Source organism: Microbacterium testaceum StLB037, assembly GCF_900104345.1.
GTDB classification, from domain to species: domain Bacteria; phylum Actinomycetota; class Actinomycetes; order Actinomycetales; family Microbacteriaceae; genus Microbacterium; species Microbacterium testaceum_A.
This window is the reverse complement of the sequence record NZ_FNJN01000003.1, coordinates 310,013-328,412: the sequence shown is the minus strand read 5'-3', so window position 1 is coordinate 328,412 and position 18,400 is coordinate 310,013. Positions and strand designations below refer to the sequence as shown.

22 protein-coding genes and 1 tRNA gene are annotated in these 18,400 nt (G+C 67.2%); 7 read left to right on the top strand and 16 right to left on the bottom strand.

What is annotated here, in order from left to right:
- Positions 1-38 precede the first annotated feature (38 nt).
- The gene (locus BLS25_RS07800; RefSeq protein ID WP_174799693.1) at positions 39-1,001 is read left to right on the top strand and encodes a DMT family transporter; all 963 of its coding nucleotides are present in this window, start codon (positions 39-41) and stop codon (positions 999-1,001) included.
- A gap of 92 nt (positions 1,002-1,093) precedes the next feature.
- On the opposite strand, the gene BLS25_RS07795 is transcribed toward BLS25_RS07800, so the two are convergent.
- The 8 genes from BLS25_RS07795 to BLS25_RS07760 form a co-directional block, all read right to left on the bottom strand.
- Entirely contained in the window at positions 1,094-1,543 is a 450-nt protein-coding gene (locus BLS25_RS07795) for a hypothetical protein (protein ID WP_143017863.1), read from the bottom strand.
- Positions 1,544-1,593: 50 nt separating this feature from the next.
- The gene (locus BLS25_RS07790; protein WP_074694996.1) at positions 1,594-2,079 is read right to left on the bottom strand and encodes a hypothetical protein; all 486 of its coding nucleotides are present in this window, start codon (positions 2,077-2,079) and stop codon (positions 1,594-1,596) included.
- Positions 2,080-2,222: 143 nt separating this feature from the next.
- Entirely contained in the window at positions 2,223-2,642 is a 420-nt protein-coding gene (locus BLS25_RS07785; RefSeq protein ID WP_143017862.1) for a hypothetical protein, read from the bottom strand.
- A gap of 154 nt (positions 2,643-2,796) precedes the next feature.
- Positions 2,797-3,051 (bottom strand): hypothetical protein, encoded by a 255-nt coding sequence (locus BLS25_RS17055; RefSeq protein WP_143017861.1) that lies wholly within the window; start codon positions 3,049-3,051, stop codon positions 2,797-2,799.
- 191 nt (positions 3,052-3,242) lie between these two features.
- Positions 3,243-3,695 carry a hypothetical protein gene (locus tag BLS25_RS07775; RefSeq protein WP_143017860.1) on the bottom strand — a complete coding sequence of 151 codons (453 nt, stop codon included), beginning with the start codon at positions 3,693-3,695 and terminating at the stop codon, positions 3,243-3,245.
- Between the two features lie 289 nt (positions 3,696-3,984).
- Positions 3,985-4,356 (bottom strand): YbaB/EbfC family nucleoid-associated protein, encoded by a 372-nt coding sequence (locus BLS25_RS17265; RefSeq protein ID WP_074694993.1) that lies wholly within the window; start codon positions 4,354-4,356, stop codon positions 3,985-3,987.
- 2 nt (positions 4,357-4,358) lie between these two features.
- Positions 4,359-5,948, bottom strand: coding sequence for a hypothetical protein (locus tag BLS25_RS07765; RefSeq protein ID WP_074694992.1), 1,590 nt, complete (start codon positions 5,946-5,948; stop codon positions 4,359-4,361).
- Positions 5,945-6,235, bottom strand: a complete 291-nt coding sequence (locus tag BLS25_RS07760) for a hypothetical protein (protein WP_056231366.1) — start codon at positions 6,233-6,235, stop codon at positions 5,945-5,947. The genes BLS25_RS07765 and BLS25_RS07760 overlap by 4 nt, the downstream gene beginning before the upstream one ends.
- A 135-nt stretch (positions 6,236-6,370) precedes the next feature.
- Between BLS25_RS07760 and BLS25_RS07755 the strand changes: the two genes are divergently transcribed.
- Positions 6,371-6,444 (top strand) — tRNA-Ile (locus tag BLS25_RS07755).
- 125 nt (positions 6,445-6,569) lie between these two features.
- Here the strand turns inward: BLS25_RS07755 and BLS25_RS07750 are convergent.
- Positions 6,570-7,766 carry a glycosyltransferase gene (locus BLS25_RS07750; protein WP_074694990.1) on the bottom strand — a complete coding sequence of 399 codons (1,197 nt, stop codon included), beginning with the start codon at positions 7,764-7,766 and terminating at the stop codon, positions 6,570-6,572.
- A gap of 40 nt (positions 7,767-7,806) precedes the next feature.
- Between BLS25_RS07750 and BLS25_RS07745 the strand changes: the two genes are divergently transcribed.
- The 3 genes from BLS25_RS07745 to BLS25_RS07735 are packed head-to-tail and all read left to right on the top strand — an operon-like array spanning position 7,807 to position 10,572.
- Positions 7,807-8,817, top strand: a complete 1,011-nt coding sequence (locus BLS25_RS07745) for an NAD-dependent epimerase/dehydratase family protein (RefSeq protein ID WP_074694989.1) — start codon at positions 7,807-7,809, stop codon at positions 8,815-8,817.
- Complete coding sequence (locus BLS25_RS07740; RefSeq protein WP_074694988.1) at positions 8,810-9,571, top strand: MBL fold metallo-hydrolase; 762 nt, start codon at positions 8,810-8,812, stop codon at positions 9,569-9,571. Before BLS25_RS07745 ends, BLS25_RS07740 begins: the two co-directional genes overlap by 8 nt.
- A 2-nt stretch (positions 9,572-9,573) precedes the next feature.
- Positions 9,574-10,572, top strand: a complete 999-nt coding sequence (locus BLS25_RS07735) for a 3-oxoacyl-ACP synthase III family protein (RefSeq protein WP_371129319.1) — start codon at positions 9,574-9,576, stop codon at positions 10,570-10,572.
- A gap of 228 nt (positions 10,573-10,800) precedes the next feature.
- Here the strand turns inward: BLS25_RS07735 and BLS25_RS07730 are convergent, their stop codons facing one another.
- Entirely contained in the window at positions 10,801-11,166 is a 366-nt protein-coding gene (locus tag BLS25_RS07730; protein WP_074694986.1) for a hypothetical protein, read from the bottom strand.
- 80 nt (positions 11,167-11,246) lie between these two features.
- Between BLS25_RS07730 and BLS25_RS07725 the strand changes: the two genes are divergently transcribed.
- Positions 11,247-12,113 (top strand): zinc-ribbon domain-containing protein, encoded by an 867-nt coding sequence (locus BLS25_RS07725; RefSeq protein WP_081349738.1) that lies wholly within the window; start codon positions 11,247-11,249, stop codon positions 12,111-12,113.
- A gap of 134 nt (positions 12,114-12,247) precedes the next feature.
- On the opposite strand, the gene BLS25_RS07720 is transcribed toward BLS25_RS07725, so the two are convergent.
- From BLS25_RS07720 to BLS25_RS07695, 6 genes are all read right to left on the bottom strand, one after another.
- Complete coding sequence (locus BLS25_RS07720; protein WP_056231377.1) at positions 12,248-13,066, bottom strand: SDR family oxidoreductase; 819 nt, start codon at positions 13,064-13,066, stop codon at positions 12,248-12,250.
- Positions 13,067-13,250: 184 nt separating this feature from the next.
- On the bottom strand, positions 13,251-14,285 hold the full coding sequence (locus BLS25_RS07715; RefSeq protein WP_056231380.1) for a CNNM domain-containing protein: 1,035 nt from the start codon (positions 14,283-14,285) through the stop codon (positions 13,251-13,253).
- Positions 14,282-15,685 (bottom strand): hemolysin family protein, encoded by a 1,404-nt coding sequence (locus BLS25_RS07710; protein WP_074694984.1) that lies wholly within the window; start codon positions 15,683-15,685, stop codon positions 14,282-14,284. Before BLS25_RS07710 ends, BLS25_RS07715 begins: the two co-directional genes overlap by 4 nt.
- A 170-nt stretch (positions 15,686-15,855) precedes the next feature.
- Positions 15,856-16,590, bottom strand: a complete 735-nt coding sequence (locus BLS25_RS16870) for a hypothetical protein (RefSeq protein WP_074694983.1) — start codon at positions 16,588-16,590, stop codon at positions 15,856-15,858.
- A complete protein-coding gene (locus BLS25_RS07700; protein WP_256335555.1) occupies positions 16,587-17,015 on the bottom strand; it encodes a DUF6114 domain-containing protein in 429 nt (142 codons plus the stop codon). Before BLS25_RS07700 ends, BLS25_RS16870 begins: the two co-directional genes overlap by 4 nt.
- Before the next feature lie 11 nt (positions 17,016-17,026).
- Positions 17,027-17,623, bottom strand: a complete 597-nt coding sequence (locus tag BLS25_RS07695; protein WP_074694982.1) for a DUF6230 family protein — start codon at positions 17,621-17,623, stop codon at positions 17,027-17,029.
- A gap of 110 nt (positions 17,624-17,733) precedes the next feature.
- Here BLS25_RS07695 and BLS25_RS07690 point away from each other — a divergent pair, with 110 nt between their 5' ends.
- Positions 17,734-18,348, top strand: a complete 615-nt coding sequence (locus BLS25_RS07690) for a TetR/AcrR family transcriptional regulator (RefSeq protein ID WP_074694981.1) — start codon at positions 17,734-17,736, stop codon at positions 18,346-18,348.
- The last annotated feature ends 52 nt before the right edge of the window (positions 18,349-18,400 follow it).

Sequence of the window (18,400 nt, the reverse complement as noted above, 5' to 3'; positions counted from 1 at the left end):
ACCAGCCTAACCAGCGGACGGCGGGCTATCGTCGGAGGGTGATCCCGCTCGATGCCACCCTCAGCGACGGAATCGACCAACTCGTCGGTGTCTTCCGCGATCCCCGTATCCTCCTCGGCATCCCGCTGGCGCTCCTCGGGGCGGTGTTCATGTCATTCGGCGCGCAGTACCAGCACCGCGGGGTGCAGAAGGTCGAGCGCCTCTCGGGCAAGACCACCGGTGGCCTCTCGCGCAAGCAGCTCACGTCTCTGCTGACACGCCCCTCGTGGGTCGCGGGCACCGTCATGCTCGGACTGGCGATCGTGTGCCAGCTCTCGGCGCTGTCGGTCGCGCCGCTCATCCTCGTTCAGCCCCTCGGCGCGATCGCGCTCGTGATCACGACGGTGTTGAACGCCCGCGTCTCGGGGCAGAAGCCGACGCGGCAATCCCTGATCGCGATCGCCCTGTGCGTGGGCGGCATCTTCATCTTCGTGACGATCGCCGCGTTCTTCGCCACCGAGCACGTGGTCACCGAGCGCGAACTGTGGATCATCCTCGGCATCCTCGCCGTCGTGGTCATCGTCTTCGGCGTGTTCTGGGTGCTCGTGCGTCGCCGGGCGCAGGCACTCTTCTACATCATGGCCGCGGGGGTGATCTACGGCTTCGTCGCGACCCTCGCGAAGGTCGTCATCAGCCGCGCGCAGGCCGGCAACTTCGAGTGGCTGACGATGCTGTGCCTCGTCGCTCTGCTGGCCGCGGTGGCCGTGGGCGCGTACTTCGTGCAGACCGCGTACTCGGTCGGCCCGCCCGACCTCGTCATCGCGGGGCTCACCGTCATCGACCCGATCGTCGCGGTGTTGATCGGTCTTCTCGTCCTCGGCGAGGCGTCGACGGCCCCTGCGTGGGCGCTCATCGGGTTCGTCATCGCGGGCGCGATCGCCACCTGGGGCGTGATCCAGCTGACCAAGCATCACCCTCAGGTCACCGCGGACGGAAAGCCGGCGAAGCCTCGGGTGAAGTAGGCCGTTAAAGGGGACGTGGCGTGCCCGGAGCTGTACTGCTGGTCGGTATCGGAGTAGCGCTCGTCACACGGAATGACGCGGAACCAGAACGGTCACCATTCCCTGATGTCTCGCAGATCGGACTGCAGGAGCCCGAGCGACTTGCCCTGCACAGCGTCTTCCAAACCAAGCTCGCGTGCGGCAGAGGCGAGTGACACGTCCTGACCTTCCGGGTCCTTTGTGAACGGATCCATGGATCCTAAGCGCATGTCTTCTGTGCCGCGAGCGATGTTTTCGAGGATCGGCCGCAACGTCTCCGCAGACACGTCCCCCCACTCGTCATCCGATTCATCCAGGGTGACGCGCAGGGCCATCGTGCTCGAGATCGATCCTGTGTAGTCCGCAGTGGCCTCGCGAACACCGAAATTGCCCGACTCAAGTTCCGCCGCCAACTGGTCCGCACGCTCCTGCCCGGTGGGTCCGAACCCGACACAACCGGCGATCAAGATGGTGCATGTAGCGACCAGCACCATGAGAGTGGTCGCGCGCACGGTGTTTCGCATCGTTCTCCTCATCTCTCAAGGTAGTCGCCGCTCTGCCGGCATTCAGCGGGTCATTCCGCGGCGAACGCGCCGAGCTCAGCCTTCGAGAGCGAGAGGGATCCATCCGAGCCTGTTTCACTCAGCCCTAGCTGCCGTGCAGCCTCCGCCGTACTCACATCAGCGCCGTTGCCGTCCTGTGTGTAGAGAATCGCGTAACCGACGTTCGTGCCCGTCGCTTCGCGGCCCACGACCCGCAGAATGCCTTCCAGACCATCAGCGGAGACCGCGGGACCGCTCTCGAGGACGTCGGCCTCCAAGATCACCGTCACGATGAGACTCCCACTGAACGAGGCGGGAGCAGTGGCTTCCGCCCGTGTAACCCTCAACCCACCTTCCTCGAGCGAAGCCTCAAGGTGCGAGGCCCGTTCTTTGAGCGACGGACCGAAGCCGAAGCAGCCCGAGAGGCCAGCGATCATCGCCACCGCGATCACGGCGACGGCAATGCATCTGCGTGTGCTCGCGACAGTTCTCGTGTCGGGTAGGGGAGGAAACCTCATCGCAGCTCCACTCGTTCGAAAAGGGCCAATCCCCGGGTCTGCAACGTCATCAGGCGGACGCCGCCAACGGAGAGCCTGCCTCGCTTTCGGTGGCGCTCCGCAGCCACTCACACAAAACGGCGCGCGATGGACTCGTACTCGCATCACTGTTTCGCCAGAGACTCGAGTCGTTCGCCGGTGAGAGAGAGTGACCGGCCATTGACGGCTTCAGCGATGCCGAGGTCCTCCGCCGCCGTTTTTAGCGAGATCCGGATTCCCCCTTCTTCCTTCGCGTAGAAACCGACTCCGCCGACTCCCATTTCTTCTGCGCTTCGGGCGACAACGCCCAGGATCGGGCCGAGAGTCTTGGCCGACACCGAGTAGCCGGGCTTCAGCACGTCTGGTTCCAGGATCACCGACACGGTGAGGTCGCCCGAGAACGACGACAGGTAAATGGCTTCCGCGCTGTGCACGCCGAGCCCTCCGTTTTCGAGCTGCCTCGCAAGGTCATCGGCGCGCTCTTGCCCGGTCGGTCCACCTATGGAGCAACCGCCGAGCGCGGTGGCAAGGACGAGGCTCGACACGGCTAGCACTGCTCCGCGTTTTCGAACGTTCATCGTGACCCCATCGCCCGACGGACTGCCGCGTTACGCTTGAGCGAGGTAGGACTGGTCACTACTCCAGGCACACGTTCGAATTGCATCGAACCCGTGACGAAAGGAGTCGGAACGTCCTCGGTCACTTCCCGGCGTAAGAGGTCCATTGCTCCGCTACAAGCGTCAGCGAATCGCCATTGAGGGACTTCTCAAGCCCTAGCTCGGTCGCGGCATCTCGGAACGACAGGTCTTTCCCAAATTCGTCATCCGCGTAGAGATACAGACTTGTCACTTTCATGTCTGCAGCGTTGTCTGCCGTGAGCGCAAGGAGGCGTGTCAGGGTCGCGGCGGCGACCTCGCGGCCGCCCGGCTCCAAACCATCGGAGGAGAGCTTCACTGTGACGGTCAACCCGCCCGCGGCAGAGGGAGTCGTAACCACTCTCGCGCCCACGACACCGCTGCCCGCGGATTCGAGCGCCGCTGTCAGTCGCGCGTCCTTGTCGCCGGCACTGGGCCCGCCTAAGCAGGCGGTCAGCCCGAGCAAGAGCGCAACAGCCAGGACCGACAGTCCTGCACGAAGAGGACGGATCACTTTCTGGAAAGCGTCTCGAGGCGCTCGGGAGTGAGGAGGAGTGCACTTCCGTCGAGGGCCTCAGCGATGCCGAGGTCCTCCGTCGCCCGCACCATCGAGACGTCTATTCCTTGCTCATCTTCCGCGTAAAAAACAACTCCGCCCACATTCATCTCTTCGGCGCTTCGCGAAACGATTCCCAAGACCGGACCGAGAGTCTCCGCTGTGACCGTGTAGCCAGGCTGCACGACGTCGGGACTGAGAACAACCGTCACGGAAAGATCGCCCGAGAAAGAGGATTGAAAGATTGCCTTCGCGCTGCGCACGCCGAGCCCCGAATTCTCCAGCTGATTCGCGAGCTCATCGGCACGATCTTGCCCCGTTGGTCCACCTATCGCACAACCGCCGAGTGCCGCAGCGAGGAGAAGCCCCGCTACCGCCAGCCCGGCGGCACGCATGAAGGTACCCATCATGATCCCAACGCCCGCGCAGCTGCCAGGTCACAGTTGTCATACACATCAGCAAGCTTGATGAGCGTGTCTGCATTTCGGCGTAACCGGTTGATACGACGAGTGGCCTCAGCCGAGGCTTCTTGACTTGACGTGATCGCGGCAACAGAAGCTTCTCCATCTGTGGTTGCTCGAAGCGACGCGATAGCTCTCTCGAGATCAGCCACAGTGCCATCCAATTCTGTCGCCTGCGCTTTTAATCGCATGGCTTGATCGGTAAGGTCCCCGACGCGGACGTCCAATCTCGGCGTCATCGTGCGCCTCTGTTTTCGTGAGTGGTGTGCAATTGCACGACGAATGGTGACGATTCCCCAAGCACCGGCGCGGCTATGAGCGCGGCCTCCTCACGGGCTTTTTCTTGCGCTTGTGCAATGGTGCGAACTAGGAGCGACTCGAAACTCGCGCTTAACTCTATTTCTCGAGCGAATGCAATTTCGAGCACAGCCCCGTCAGCCGACGCGGTGACCTCACATTCGCCCCTTGCGCTCCTAACGGACACGCGCACCCGCCTGATGTCGTCGATACGTGCTTCGAGAGCTGCTCTTGCAGAACGGGAGCCCTCCACCTGTGCGTCTATCCTCGCGAGCGCGGCCTCGACCCGCGCTTCTAAATCCTGATTCATCGTCACTCTCCCGTTCTCGCCACGTAAACGTCCTCAACGCTCCCGTCGAGGAAACTCCAGTCATTCTTGAACTGACCGCCATCACGGACATAGCCCGAAAAGTCACTTTCGTACGTGACTGCACTGTGGGTTTTGGTCGGGTCCAGTGAACCGCCCGGATTGGGCAGCTGGATCCAATCCTTGTTCGGCGGCACCTCGCCTGGGCCAGTCGCAAGCGGGCCGCGCGGACCGCCGTACATTCGAGGCTGTCTTACTTCAGGCGTTCGTCCGTCCAACATCGGCACAGGGTCCGAGGCGTGCTCCACCTGCAAGACGGGAATGTGGTCCGGGATGTCAAACCCATCGACGGGAGCACCATTGGTTACAACGCCGACCGTGTTATACGGCAAGCTACTGTCCGCAGCGAGGTTGCCAGCCATGATCCCACCTTGGCTGAAACCGGACCACACGACATCTGACCCAGGCGCGACTCCAGCATCTTCCAATGCTTGCTTCACCGCTCGCTCGTACTGAGTTCGCAACACGGGGTTGTCCATCAGCATCAGCGCAATGTTGCTGTCAAGATCATTGAGAGGCGGTGCATCGCGGTAGGTGTCCGCGAAGTCCTTCCCCATGAAGCCTTTGAGGGCCCCCCAGTCCTGGGTGGAGGGAAGATTAACGAGCGTATAAGTTGAGCCGTCCGGTCGACGGACGGTGCTGACACTAATCGCTGTCTGAGAATCACCGCTTATGGCATCGATGATGCGATTACGCTTGATGAGGTCGGCTGGCGAAGCGATTTCCCCGCTCTCCATGAGCTCGTCGTAAGCGGACGAATTCGCTGCCTTACTCGGGTCAAGTTCGCTGACTCGTGGATCGGCTCGCAGCGGGTCAGCAACGCCTCCCGCCAGCATGTAACCGAATGGTCCGCCACCGAGCGCATTAGCGATCCCGGGGAGCATTCGGGCCATGAGGTCCACCAGGACCTCGACTCCGCGCTCAACAATGGGCGCGAGTTCCGCGAGGAGCCCGGCGAGCTGCCCGAGCGCCGTGAGGAGCTGTTCGATCAGGTCCCGCGCCAAGACGATGATGTCCCACGCCGCGTCCGCGAATTCACGGATGGCGTCGAGCTTGTCGAATGGGTTCAGGGTGAAGCTGGTCAGCGAGTCCGCCAAACGCGCCAGGGCGTTCAGCAGGCCGCAGATCGCGTCGCGGCAGGCGGTGACGAGAGTCGACGCGAGGGCCAGCGCGGACGATGCGGCACCCGCCCAGTCCTGCACGTCCGTCAACACCCGCGAGACGTCTTCGTACCGCTGGCGCAGGGCGCGCACCGTTCGGCCATCGAGGTCGTCGAGAGCCCGCGCGGCGGACGCGAGGTCGAGCGTCAACTCCGACACCGACGACTCGACCGTGCGCCATTCCGACGACCGCATCGCGACGGCGCCCGGGTCGCCCTGCAACTCGTCCATCCACTGGGGCAGCGGCTGAACGTAGGTGATCAACCAGCCGACGAACCCGGGGATGCCATCGCAACCCCCGCCCGAAGATCGAGATGCGCCCGCAGCCCACGACTCGCTGCGCAACTGGGCAGCGACGGCGGCAGCGCCGCTCACGACTCGAACTCCTGCATGACCGCGACGGCCTGCTCTTCGACGTCGTCGAAGGATTCGCGCGCGACCTGGACGCCCTTCTGCATCGTGGCGACGAGTTCACGCGCGCTCGACAGCAGTTGCGCGGTGTTGCTCGCGAGGCCGTTCGCGGCTCCCACGACGATTCCCGACGCCAGGACGCCGAACGCCGACCCGGGAAGTGGTGCGCCGGCGGCGGCAGCCGCGGCATCCAGGGAATCGCTCACGCGTCCCAGTGTCGACGCCTGTTCCGCCAGGACGTCGGTGTCCATGATGATGTGCGTTCTTCCCGCCACGTGGCCCCCGCTCGTGTCAGCTTTTCCAACACCATAGCGAAAGCCCTCGCGGCCACGCACGGCCCCGTACGGATTGTGGATAACCGGATGCCGGTAGGCTCGATGTCGCTGGGGGCGGTGGCCAAGCTGGTGAAGGCAGCGGGCTCATAACCCGACGATCGTGGGTTCAAGTCCCACCCGCCCTACAACAGACGGGCACGCGGCGCCGCCGTGCTCGCCGTCGCTGGACCCGCGCAGCCCCCACCGGCCTCGCAGGACCGGCGGAGCGAGCGCGAGGCCCGTTCGACGCTCCCGTCGCTTCGCGGCCGGATCAGCAGGTGCTCATCGCGGATTCGTAGACCGCGATGATCGGGTCGACCCGTTGCTCGATCTGAGCGCGTCCCCGGATCATGGCCGCGCTTGCCGCCGTGATCATGTGGGGTTCCCTCCGGATTTTCGCCACGAGAGCGCTGATCCCCGCGGCATCCGGTGTATCGGTGAGGAAGCCACCGCCCGGCGGCACCACCTCGCCGAGATCCGGGTCGCAGAACAGCACGGGAAGACCGGATGCCGCTGCCTCGAGCATCACCATGGGCTGGTTGTCGAAGTCGTACGAGCTCGACACCAGCAGGTGGCTCGCCCGCATCGCATGGAGCACCTCCTGCTGGGAAACCGACCCGTGCAGGGCCAGCCGGGTACCCCTTCTCTCGATCGACCGCCGCGAGAGACCGTCGCCGTAGACGTCCACCGCGACGTCGCGCGCGAAGGTGCGCGCGGCGTCGGCGAGCACCGCGGGACGTTTCTCCGGCGACAGTCGCCCGACCCACACGAGACGGAGGGTCTCCCCGGGGGAGAGTCGACGCTCGAGTGGTGCGCCGATGCGGTCGAGCACGCTCGGTTCAAGCCCGTTCGGCACGACCGAGATGGGCGTCTGAACCCCCTGCTGGGTGAGCTTGCGGGCGAAATGCGTCGACGGGACGATCACGTGGTCGCTCGCGCGGGACTGAGCGAGCATGAGTCGCCACATGCTCCTTGCCGCCGGGGTGGCGGTATAGGGGGAGTCGGGGCGCAGGCGCAGGCCGCGGTGGCTGATGTGGCGGGCGTGCAGGGCGGCCAGCAGGGGAACGGTGACGCGGGGAAGAGGAAGGACACTCGTCGTGTACACGTCCACCCTTCCGTGCATGGTGTGAACGATCGGGAGACCTAGATCGCGCGCCGCACGCACTCCCGCGAGGGCGGCGAACATCTCGGAATGCGTGTGCACCACGTCGATCCGGCGCTCGACGAACTCTCGACGCATCAGCGCCGCTGCGTCACGCGGTGGCCAGGTGAACGGATAGCCGTCGGGACGAAACGCCCGGGAGGTGGACAGCGCGACGATCGACGGATCAGCACTCGGCTGAGCCAGGGGGCAGAACACCGCCACCTCGTGCCCGGCTCGGGTAAGCGCTTCGCGGAGCGACTTGACCGCGGTCTGCACGCCGCCGAGCGTGGGCAGGTAGTAGTCCGTCACCAAGGCGATGCGCATATCCCGAAGCATAGAGACCGGCGGCTCTAGACTCTGCCGGATGAGGGAACGGGCAACAGAGGGCGGCACTCCCGGCGTCGCGCCCCGCGGGGAAACGGCGCTCGTTACCGGCGCGAGCGGGTTCCTGGGCGGGTACGTCGTCCGCGACTTGCGCGCCCACGGGTACGACGTGATCGCGTCGGGTCGGAACGCGGCCGCTCTGCCCGCGGGGCAGACCTTGGTCGGCGACCTCGACGAGCTCGCGCGGGTCGACCTCGGCCGGACGGTGGACGTGATCGTGCACTGCGCGGCGCTGTCCTCGCCGTGGGGTCGCTGGGCCGAGTTCGAGCACGCCAACGTGACCGGCACCGCGCGAGCGCTGGAGTTCGCGCGACGCGCCGGAGCACGCCGGCTCGTCCACATCTCGTCCCCGGGAATCTATGCCGCCCCCCGCGACCGGATCGGCATCCGCGAGGGCGACGTCGATCCGCGGCACCCGATGAATGGTTACATCCGGTCGAAGCTCGAGGCGGAAGCCCTTCTGCAACGCGCGGCCGCGGAGGGGTCGGCGCCGGAGATCGTCATCCTCCGACCTCGCGGAATCATCGGTCACGGCGACCCCAGCCTCGTCCCCCGGATCCTCCGCGTGCGCGAGCGGTTCGGCATTCCTCTGATGCGCGGCGGCCGAACCCTTGTCGATCTCACCGCTGTCGAGAACGTCGCTCTGGCCGTGCGGCTCGCGGCCGAGGCGCCCGGCGTGCACGGCCAGGCGTTCAACATCACCAACGGGGATCCTCGTCCCTTCCGCTCAGTGCTCGAACAACTGCTCGAGGGGCTCGGGCTCGAGCCGCGGTACCGGCGGGTGCCGACCGCGGTCGCATATCGGGTCGCGGCGCTGCTCGAGGCGGTGAGCGGAGTTCTGCCCGGACATCCCGAGCCACCCGTCACCCGGTACACCGTGACGACGATCGCCCATTCGCAGACGCTCGACATCTCGCGCGCTCGGGATCTGCTCGGCTATCGACCCGAGACTTCGCTCGACCAGAGTCTCGCGAGTTACACGCGTGCCTGAGCTCACGTACTTCGCGTGCGGCGCGACCTCCCACGAGATGAGCCGGTTGCTGCGCGGTACCGCTCGGGAGCGGCGTCTCTTCCCGGCCGGAGCTTTCCTGTACCGCTCGGGCGCTCGGCGCGTGCTCTTCGACACCGGCTACGCTCCCCAGCCGTGGCGCGCCGGACTCGGGGCATGGGCGTACCGGAGGATGCTTCCCCCTCGTGTCGAACCGGGTGACACGATCGCCGAGCAGATCGACCCCGCCACGATCACGCACGTCGTCCTCTCCCACCTGCACCCGGACCACATCGGCGGCGTTCGGTTCTTCCCGAACGCCGCTTTCGTCCTCAGCGACGGGGCGCGTCGCACCCTCGAGCGATCGCGACTCCGCGACGGGCTGCTCCGCAGACTGCTGCCCACGTGGTTCCCAGCGGCGACGGTGCTGCCCTCTCCCGTGTTCACGTCCGGTCCGCACGGGTTGCGTACCGCGGACCTGTTCGGCGACGGGTCCTACCTCCTCGTCGATCTGCCGGGTCACGCCCGAGGTCACCTCGGTGCCCTCGTCGAGCAGAAGGTGCTCCTCGCCGGAGACGCCGCCTGGGGGCGCGATCTGCTCGGCGCCGAGCACCGTATCCGGCGCCTCCCGCGACTGGTCAGTCACGACATGACCCGGCAGCGCCACACCGCGCGGATGCTCTTGTCAGCGGAGCAGGACGGCCTGCGTCTCCTCTTCAGCCATGATCACCATCCGACCGGGCAGAACCTGCTGTGACCATGAGGAGGACAGGGATGCCGCAACATCGACCTACCGGACGGAGCCCTCAGCTTCGGCCGTGCCGGCTGGCGGGATGGGGAACGTACCTCCCGGATCGGGTGGTCACGTTCGGAGAACAGAAACGTCACCGCATCCCCGATGGCATGTCGCAGCTCGACATGCTCGCCGCGGCAGCCGAGGACGCCCTCCGACGAGCCGGGCTTCGTGCTGACGACATCGACTGCATCATCGCGGCCTGTGCGGCGGGCGTGCAGCCGATCCCCTGCACGGCGGCGCTCGTGATGGAGCGCGTCGCCCCTCACGCCGGCGCCGCCGCCTTCGATGTCAATTCGACCTGCACGAGCTTCATCACGGCGGTGGACATCGCGTCGCGGTACCTCGCCGCCGGCGACTACGAGCGGGTGCTCATCGTGTCGGGCGACGTCGGGACCCGCTTCCTCGACGCCGGCCAGCGAGAGAGCTTCGAGCTCTTCTCCGATGCGGCCGCCGCTGTCGTGCTGACGCGTGGAGTTGACGGAGAGAGCGATGCCGCTGCGCCCGGAGTGCTCGGTAGCCTGCAGCAGACGTGGCCCGAGCACGCGCACGACACGGAGCTTCGCGGCGGGTTGTCGCTGCACCCGGCCCAGTCCTACGCCGACGGCGACCCCTCCGACTACGTGTTCGCCATGGACGGGCGGCGGGCACTCCTCGGTATGTTGGCTGTGCTGCCGGATTTCTTCGCCCGGTTCTTCGAACGAGTGAACCTCCGTCTCGACGAGATCGACCTGGTCGTGCCGCATCAGGCGAGCAGGGCACTCAGCATCGCGATGCGTCGGATCGGCATCCCGAGGGACGCGTACATCGACCGCGTCGCCGAGTTCGGCAACATGGTGTCGTCGTCGGTGCCGTTCATGCTGGCGACCAGTCTCGACGAGGGGCGGATCGGCCCCGGAGACACCGTCGTCCTGTGTGGCACCGCCGCGGGCTTGACCGCGAACGCCCTCGCGCTCAGGCTCTAGCGAGCCACGCTGGCAATGTGCATCGGAGGGATGCCGAGGCCCCACCGTCGAAGCCGGGTCCCGTCGAGGCGGTGCCGCGGCTGGCCCTCTTCACCCACGGATGAGGCGGCCACGCCGGTCGGGCAGCGGGCTCGAAACTCGACGACCGTGGGTAACCTCGCACCCGCTCTCCGCGAGACCCTCGAACGGCTCCGCCTGGTCGGGGGTCATTTGCATGCGGCGGGCAGCTCAGCTCGCGATCGGCGTCCGGATGAACAGGAACTGCGAGAAGAACAGGGTCGCCGTCGCGAGAATGATTCCGATCGCGAGGTAACCGACGACGAGTCCGACGACAGCCATCACGCGACCGACTCCGTAACGCTGGGCGGCGCGCAGTCCGAAGTGCCCGAGAATGATCGTCGCCACGGCGAGAGGGAACGCGGCGAACACGGCGACGAAGCCGATGAAGGGCAGCGGTACGAAGGCCGAGTTGAAGAGTGCGATCGGTCCCACGATCACCGAGGCGATCGCGGTGCCGTTGGTGCTGGGGTCAGCCCGCGGCGGCGACGGAGGAGCGAACGGCGGCTGGTGCGGCGGCACGGCGGGCATCGTCATGCCCCCGACCCTAGTGGCAGGACGCGTCTCCGAAAGCCCAACGGATGCCGATGTCGGAGGTGCCGTCTACGGTCGCTGGCGTGGCGGAGAGAGTGCAGGCATGGTGGGCCCGGCGACAGTGGTCGAAGGGGCGGGAGGTGCCCTACGCCGTCGGCGCGTACCGAGACTCGTGGGCCGCCTTTCCGGCGCTCATCCGTCAGTACCACCCCGATCTGAACGCGGGGATCGCACTCAGTCAGGTGCCGCCGGCCGCTGACGTCTTCCTGCTCTGGCAATGCGATTCAGGTCACCGTTTCGCGGCCACGCCCGAAGAGCAGCGACAGCGCCCCGGGAGGGAGCGCCGGCGCAGCGCCTGGTGCCCGGAGTGCAGCGAGCAGGCTAACCCGACACGCGCGATCGCTCTGCCCATGCGCGAATCGGTCTCGGCGCCGCCCGTCGCCGGGAACGCGGTACTTCGGCCCCGCCGACGTGCCACACGCGCCCCGATCTGCCAGAAGACCCCAGACGTTCCCGTCGGCACGGCCTTCCTCTCACCGTGCGCGCCGCAGCCCGCCTCGGCCGTGGAGGATCGCGTTCGCGCCGACCTGCGGCAACGCCTCCTGCTGAGCGACGGATCCAACGCCATTCGGATTGCCAAACCGTTTTTCCACCATCTCGAGGTGTGGCCCGACATCGTGTTTCCCGAGCTGCGCATCGCCCTCGAATACGACTCGATCGGCCGTCACGGCCTCGAACACGTGGGAAAGCGTGAGGCGGCCGACCGCCGGAAGGACAGGGCTCTGCGCACAGCCGGATGGGAAGTGGTGCGGTTGCGAACCGGGAAGCTCGAACCTCTCGGCCCGCACGACCTCCAGCTCGCGGCCTGGAATCCGGCCGCACTGGACCGGCTGGTCGAGGCATTCCGCGACATCCGGGGATCTCTGCTCGTGGACTCGTACCTGCGATGAGCCGTGCGCCTGGCGCCGGCTCTTTCTCGGAAGCCGACGACAAACGGGGCGCGATCCATGCACCGGGTCCATCGAAAAGCGACCCCGTGCACGGTCCGCGCCCCGGAACAACCTCCGAGATCGACGCCGCGCGGCTACGAGCCGTGCGCCTCCTCCGACACGGGCTGCCACTCGCGCCACGTTTGCAAGCGCGACTCGTAGTCGCGCTCGGCGATGCCGAGGGGCGCCTTGCCGAAGAAGATGCGCAACGGCGGGGTCGCGGCATCCACCACCTTCAAGATCGCCGCGCGAGTGGCTTCAGGCTTGCCGGGGTCGGCGGCGGAGGGGCGCTTCGCCGCCTGCTCGCGCACGTCGGCGTAGGCCTCGATCTCGTCGCTGCGCTGCGCCGAAGGGCCCGACCAATCGGTCGAGTACCCGCCGGGCTCGATGAGAGTGACGTGGATGCCGAACCCGGCGACCTCCTGCGCGAGCGACTGCGACAGGCCCTCCAGGGCCCACTTCGACGCGTGGTAGGCACCGACCGTGGGGAAGGCGCTGATCCCGCCGATGCTCGACACCTGGATGATGTGGCCCGAGCCCTGCGCGCGCAGGATCGGAAGAGCTGCCTGCGTCACCCAGAGCGCCCCGAAGAAGTTGGTCTCGAGCTGAGCGCGGACCTCGTCCTCAGTGAGTTCTTCGACCATGCCGAAATGCCCGTAGCCGGCGTTGTTGACGACCACATCGAGTCGTCCGAACTTCTCGTGCGCCTTCGCGACGGCGTTGAAGTCGGCCGAGCGGTCGGTCACGTCGAGGCTGAGGGGAAGAAATGTGTCGGGGTAGTTCTCGACGAGCTCCGAGACGTCGTCGATGTTGCGGGCTGTGCCGGCGACGTTGTCGCCGCGTTCGAGGGCCGCCTCGGCCCACTCGCGGCCGAAGCCCTTCGACGCGCCGGTGATGAACCAGGTCTTGCTCATGGGTGTCCTCCGAAGAGATGTGGGGGTGAACGCGAGCGACGGTACGCCGCGCTCCTTAGCCCGTTCGATGGCTTGACACTCGAACCCGCCGCGCGACTGCTCACCCGTGACGAACGCCTGCCGCATCGAGGCACGCTCGCGAGGAGCGCTCCCGAACGCGGCAGGCGTTCATCGCGAGATCAGGTCAGGCGGCAGACCCACCCTGTGCCGCGGCCAGCTCGCCCGGGCCCGGCAGAATCTCGCGCAGCAGGTCGTCGAGAGTCACGACACCGAGCAACTGCTCGCCCGCCACCACGGTGGCCAACTGCACGCGTCCGCGACGCATGCGAGCGAGCGCGTCGTAGGCCGAGGCACTCGGCTCGAGCACGAGCGGTTCGCGCGCGATCTCGAGCGCCGGGGTGTCTGGGTCGACGGTCAACGTGTCACGCACGTGCGCAACGCGAGAGTCCGCGCCCGAGCCCACGAGGATGCGCAGGTGCGTCGACGAGGCGGCGACAGCCTGGATCTCGGCGACCGTGGCATCCCTCGGCACCGACGTCGGGGAACGATCCGTTCGCACGATGTCTCCCACCGTGAGCGTGCCCAGGGCGATCGCCTGAGCGATCGGCTCCGAGTACTGCTTCTCGAGCGTGCCCGCCTGGCGCGAATGCGCGACGAGCTCGCGGATCGTGTCGGCGTCTTGCCCGCCGGCCGCGGCCTTTTCGACGGGCTCGACACCCGATGCCTTCACGAGCCGGTTCGCGATGTGGTTGATCCACAGCAGGAACGGTCGCAGCGGCCAGGTGAGGGCGCGAGCCAGGATGCCGGTGGCCTTCGCCGCCGTCTCGGGATGAGCGATCGCCCAGGACTTCGGGGCCATCTCGCCGATCACGAGGTGCAGGAACGTCACCACGATCAGAGCCAGCATGAACGCGATGATGTCGGCGAGCACGTAGGGCAGACCCCACGCCTCGAACACGGGAGCGAGCGCGTAGTCGATCGCGGGCTTGGTGATGGCGCCGAGCAGGAAGGTGCACGCGGTGATGCCGAGCTGAGCGAACGCCAGCATGACGGTGAGCTCGTTCACACCGCGCAGGGCCGCACGCGCCGAGGCGCTCGTAGCGGCCTGCTCCTCGAGCCGGTGGCGGCGCGCGGCAAGCAGAGCGAACTCCACGATGACGAAGAACGCGCTCGCGATGATGAGCGCCGTGGTGATCAGGGCGACGGTCCAGCCGTTCATCGGGCCACCTCCTCGTCGATCGTCGAGACCCCGTCGGCAGGCTCGGCATCCCGGTCCACCTCGTGCAGATGCACAGCCAGCTGGGACGGCACGTGCCGATCGACCTCGACGACCTCGATGGCGAGCCAGCGCTCGATGTCGAGGCCCTGCACGGTCTCGGACGCACGCTCGGGAAGGTCGACGCGCACGACACTGCCGATGGCGGGCAGGTCACCGTGGGTCTCGATGACGAGACCCGCGACGGTTTCGACGTCGCTCTCGGCGAGGTCGTACCCGATCAGGCGCTCGAGCTCGTCGAGGTGCAGATCGCCGGGCACCGTCCAGGCGTCGTCTCCGTCCGCAGAGACCTCGGCGACCTCCACGTCGTGCTCGTCGGACAGCTCGCCGATGACCTCCTCGGTCAGGTCTTCGATCGTCAGGATGCCGTCGAAGTTGCCGTACTCGTCGACCACGCACGCGAGCTCGTTGCGCGAGCGACGCATGCGGTCGAGGGCGACAGGCAGGAGCATCGAGGTCGGGATGACGACGGCGGCGCGCATGACGGATGCGACGGGCGCATCGTCCGCGGGCCGCTCGCGCAGCACGTCGATCAGTTCGACGACACCGACGGGGGAGTCCTCGTCACCGATCACGGGGTAGCGGGTATGGCCGGTGGCCATGAGCGCGCGGACCTCGCCGACCGTCGTGTCCGGGGTGACCGAGTCGATCTGCGACCGGGGAATCATCGCGTGTTCCACATCGCGCTGCGGGAAGTCCAGGATGCGGTCGATGATCATCGACAGATCGTCGGGGAGGTCTCCGCTCACGCGCGACTCCTCGATGATCGCCTCGAGGTCTCGCGCGGTGGCGCTTTCGTCGACGTCCTCGAGGGGCTCGATCCGCAGCAGTCGCAACAACGCGTTCGCCGCCACGTCGAACACGGTGATGAGCCACCCGAACAGCAGCAGGTAGATCCGTGTCGGAACAGCGAGAGCACGGGCGAGGGGCTCGGGACTCGCGATCGCGAGATTCTTCGGGTACAGCTCGCCGAAGATCATCGTGACGATGGTCGCCAGCAGCAACGCGCCGATGGTGCCGATCAGCACCGAGACGGTCGGGTCGATGCCGACGCCGCCGAGGAGGGTCCCCAGCGACTCACCGATCAGCGGTTCGGCGACGTATCCGATCAGGAGGCCCGTCACGGTGATTCCCAGTTGGGCGCCCGACAGCATGAACGACGTCCGCTTGGTGATCGCCAGCACCCGCTTGGCCTGCGCGTCGCCCTTCTCGGCCTTCGCCGCCATGCGCGAGCGATCGACCGACATGTAGGCGAACTCCTGCGCGACGAAGAATCCGCAGGCCGCGATGATCGCCAGAGTCACGATGATCCCCAACAGCAGTGTCAGGGCCGCAGCCAGCATCAGATCTCACCCCCTCTCGAGAAGAGGGGGCTCGAAGATCGGCCCTCCTGGTCGGTGGAGGTGCGGTGATGGCTCACGGGTTTTCTCTCTCGTGGGTCGGTGATCACTGATCCCTTCGACTGTATCCAGCGCGATTCCGCCCAGGCTGGGGATTCACCCCGACCGTGCGCTCACCCCGGTTGCGTGATCTTCTGGTCGGTGTTCGTGTACACGATCGAGTCGGCCGTGGTGCCGACCAGGCCGAGGGTCACGCGCGCGAGCCCCGGTGCGATCCCGTCGGCCGGTGGGGGAGTGTCGGCCCCGAGGGTGAGGGTCTTGCCGTCGGCGGTGGTCGCCGACAGCGAGTTCAGGTAGACCGAGACGTGCCCAGACAGCGTCATGCGGTCGGCTGTCGTGACGAGGGCGGGACCCGTCGCCCGCCGCACGGTGAGGGCGAACCCGTCGATGGTGATCTCGTCGGCCGTCATCTTCAGCACGGTGATGCGCGTGCCGTCGGCGAGCGGCACGGTGACCACGCTGACGAGAGGGATCCCCCGGAACGACAGGGACTGGGCGCCCAACTGGGCCGACGGTTGCGTGAAGACCGGTGAGTTCTCATCGACCACGGCGGCCTGCGCAGGCGGGGTGGTGGAGTCCTGCGGAGGCGGGGTGGGCGCCGGCGACGTCGGGGTGGCGGGCGTCGGATCCGGCGCCGGGACGCCCGGCAGCGTCGGCAGAACGGATCCCGCCGTGGGTGTGGGGCTGGGCGTGGGCGACGGAGACGGGTCGCTGCACGGGAGCAGGATCGGGATGCATAGGCGCGCCGGCCGCGTGCCGTCGTCCGCCCACGCGGCTCCGGCGCCTGTCGCACCGCCCAGCAGGAGCATCGCTGCCGTCAGCGCGGCCGCTGCTCGCGCGCGCTTCATCGCCCGGCTCCCGTGATCGCGCTCTCCGCCTCCTCGGCCGTCGGCGCCGGATCGTCCTGCGACCGGGGCGGCGCCCACGACACCGCGATGATGCCACCCACCGTGCTCAACAGCATCCCGAGCAGGAAACCTCCGAGGTTCACCCCGACGAGCGAATAGACGGCCACGGCAAGGGCGATGACCCCGTAGAAGATCCGGTGCGCGGGCATCGAGATGAGCAGGATGCCGAGGAGCACCAGGACGAGGGGGATCACCGTCGCCTGGAGGCCTTCGATTCCGAGCTGGATGTGCAGCTGACCGATGTCGAGTTGGCCCGAGAAGAACATCTCGATGCCGCCGAGAGCGACGAGCAGTCCGCCCACGAGGGGGCGACGGCGGCGCCATGCGCGAAAGCGCGCCCGCGCGGTGAGGTCGGGGGAGGTCATGGCGGCGCCGATCAGAAGCACGTCTTCGAGCCGTCGGTCAGCTCGAGCTTCATGCCGGTGAGAGTGAAGACCGACGCCTGCGTGCTCCACGCGGTCTGCTTGAGGTTCGCGATCGAGATGGTGTCGGCATCCTGCGCGAAGTCACCCGCGGTGCCCTTCGCGGACGTGTTGACGGTCGAGGCGTCCACGCCGATGCGGATGTTGCCGAACGAGGAATCGCCCTGCAGGCCCGTCATGCCGATCTGCAGGTCGGAGGCCGACGCGGGGGAGCCCCCGCCGCCCGCGGTGATGAGGACGCCGACCTTGCCGAGCGGGGTCTCGCTGACGACCGATTGGCAGAGGTCGGCGAGCGTCGCCGACGTGATGTTCGCGATGGCGACGTTGTGCTCCCCGCCGGCGGTGTCGTTGGTGACGCCGGCGTACTGCGAGAAGCCGGTGCCCTCGAGCTGCGAAGCACTGATCTGGAATTGGCTGCCCGAGACGGAGAACGACACGGGCACAGCGCCCTGGGCGACACCGGTGAGAAGAAGACTCGCCACGGCGGCGACGGGGACGGTGGCGAGGGCCACACGGCCGGTACGGGAGCGGGTCAGGTCACGGAACTTCATCGATCCTCCTGCGGAAGCGGGCCCGGCGACGGCGCCGAGCGACCTCAGGCTACGCCTCATTGACAGAGTGTCAATAGATCGCCGGCGCATCGCTTCGTTAGAGTTTCCTCATGTCGAGCGACCGGCGAACGCGCCTCACTCCCGATCAGCGGCGCGCCCAGCTCGTCGCCTCGGGCGTGGCGTTCCTCGTCGAGAAGCCGCTCGACGACCTCACGATGGAGGTGCTGTCCGAGCGCGTCGGGGTCTCGCGGGGCCTGCTCTTCCACTACTTCGGATCACGTCAAGGACTCCATCGCGAGGTGGTGGGCACCGCCGCGGCGGCACTGCTCGCGGCATCCGTCCCGCGTGAGGATCTCGCTGCCCGGGAGCGGCTCGACGACACGCTGGCGCGCATCGTGAGCTTCGTCCGCGAGCACCGCGGCACGTTCTTCTCGCTCGTGCGCGGCGTCGCGTCGGGCGACACCGAGGTGCGGCACGAGGTGGATCGCGCGCGCGACGTGACCGCCGGATGGGTCACCGACGGGTTCCTCGAGCTCGGCGCCGAGGACTCGCCCCTGTTGCGCGTCGCGCTGCGTTCCTGGGTGAACTTCGCCGAAGAGGTTCTCGTCGAACTCGCCCTCGGCACCGAGATGCCCGCGGTCGACATCGTCTCGTTCCTCTCGCGCTCGGCCTTCGGCGTCGTCGACTCGGTCGGAGCGGATGCCGAGCAGGCTCCCCGCACCTGAACGCCCGTGCACGTCCTCCCGGAAACCGCCCCCGAGGCGGGGCCGGGTGGCA

Bases quoted from the DNA above. Each gene is read 5' to 3' on its own strand.
- BLS25_RS07745 (WP_074694989.1), top strand. From the start codon at position 7,807: ATGAGGGAACGGGCAACAGAGGGCGGCACTCCCGGCGTCGCGCCCCGC.
- BLS25_RS07730 (WP_074694986.1), bottom strand. From the start codon at position 11,166: ATGACGATGCCCGCCGTGCCGCCGCACCAGCCGCCGTTCGCTCCTCCG.
- BLS25_RS07700 (WP_256335555.1), bottom strand. From the start codon at position 17,015: ATGACCTCCCCCGACCTCACCGCGCGGGCGCGCTTTCGCGCATGGCGC.
- BLS25_RS07795 (WP_143017863.1), bottom strand. From the start codon at position 1,543: ATGCGAAACACCGTGCGCGCGACCACTCTCATGGTGCTGGTCGCTACA.
- BLS25_RS17265 (WP_074694993.1), bottom strand. From the start codon at position 4,356: ATGAATCAGGATTTAGAAGCGCGGGTCGAGGCCGCGCTCGCGAGGATA.
- BLS25_RS07775 (WP_143017860.1), bottom strand. From the start codon at position 3,695: ATGGGTACCTTCATGCGTGCCGCCGGGCTGGCGGTAGCGGGGCTTCTC.
- BLS25_RS07710 (WP_074694984.1), bottom strand. From the start codon at position 15,685: ATGCTGGCTGCGGCCCTGACACTGCTGTTGGGGATCATCGTGACTCTG.
- BLS25_RS07760 (WP_056231366.1), bottom strand. From the start codon at position 6,235: ATGGACACCGACGTCCTGGCGGAACAGGCGTCGACACTGGGACGCGTG.
- BLS25_RS07750 (WP_074694990.1), bottom strand. From the start codon at position 7,766: ATGCGCATCGCCTTGGTGACGGACTACTACCTGCCCACGCTCGGCGGC.
- BLS25_RS16870 (WP_074694983.1), bottom strand. From the start codon at position 16,590: ATGAAGCGCGCGCGAGCAGCGGCCGCGCTGACGGCAGCGATGCTCCTG.
- BLS25_RS07735 (WP_371129319.1), top strand. From the start codon at position 9,574: ATGAGGAGGACAGGGATGCCGCAACATCGACCTACCGGACGGAGCCCT.
- BLS25_RS07720 (WP_056231377.1), bottom strand. From the start codon at position 13,066: ATGAGCAAGACCTGGTTCATCACCGGCGCGTCGAAGGGCTTCGGCCGC.
- BLS25_RS07695 (WP_074694982.1), bottom strand. From the start codon at position 17,623: ATGAAGTTCCGTGACCTGACCCGCTCCCGTACCGGCCGTGTGGCCCTC.
- BLS25_RS07790 (WP_074694996.1), bottom strand. From the start codon at position 2,079: ATGAGGTTTCCTCCCCTACCCGACACGAGAACTGTCGCGAGCACACGC.
- BLS25_RS07690 (WP_074694981.1), top strand. From the start codon at position 17,734: ATGTCGAGCGACCGGCGAACGCGCCTCACTCCCGATCAGCGGCGCGCC.
- BLS25_RS07715 (WP_056231380.1), bottom strand. From the start codon at position 14,285: ATGAACGGCTGGACCGTCGCCCTGATCACCACGGCGCTCATCATCGCG.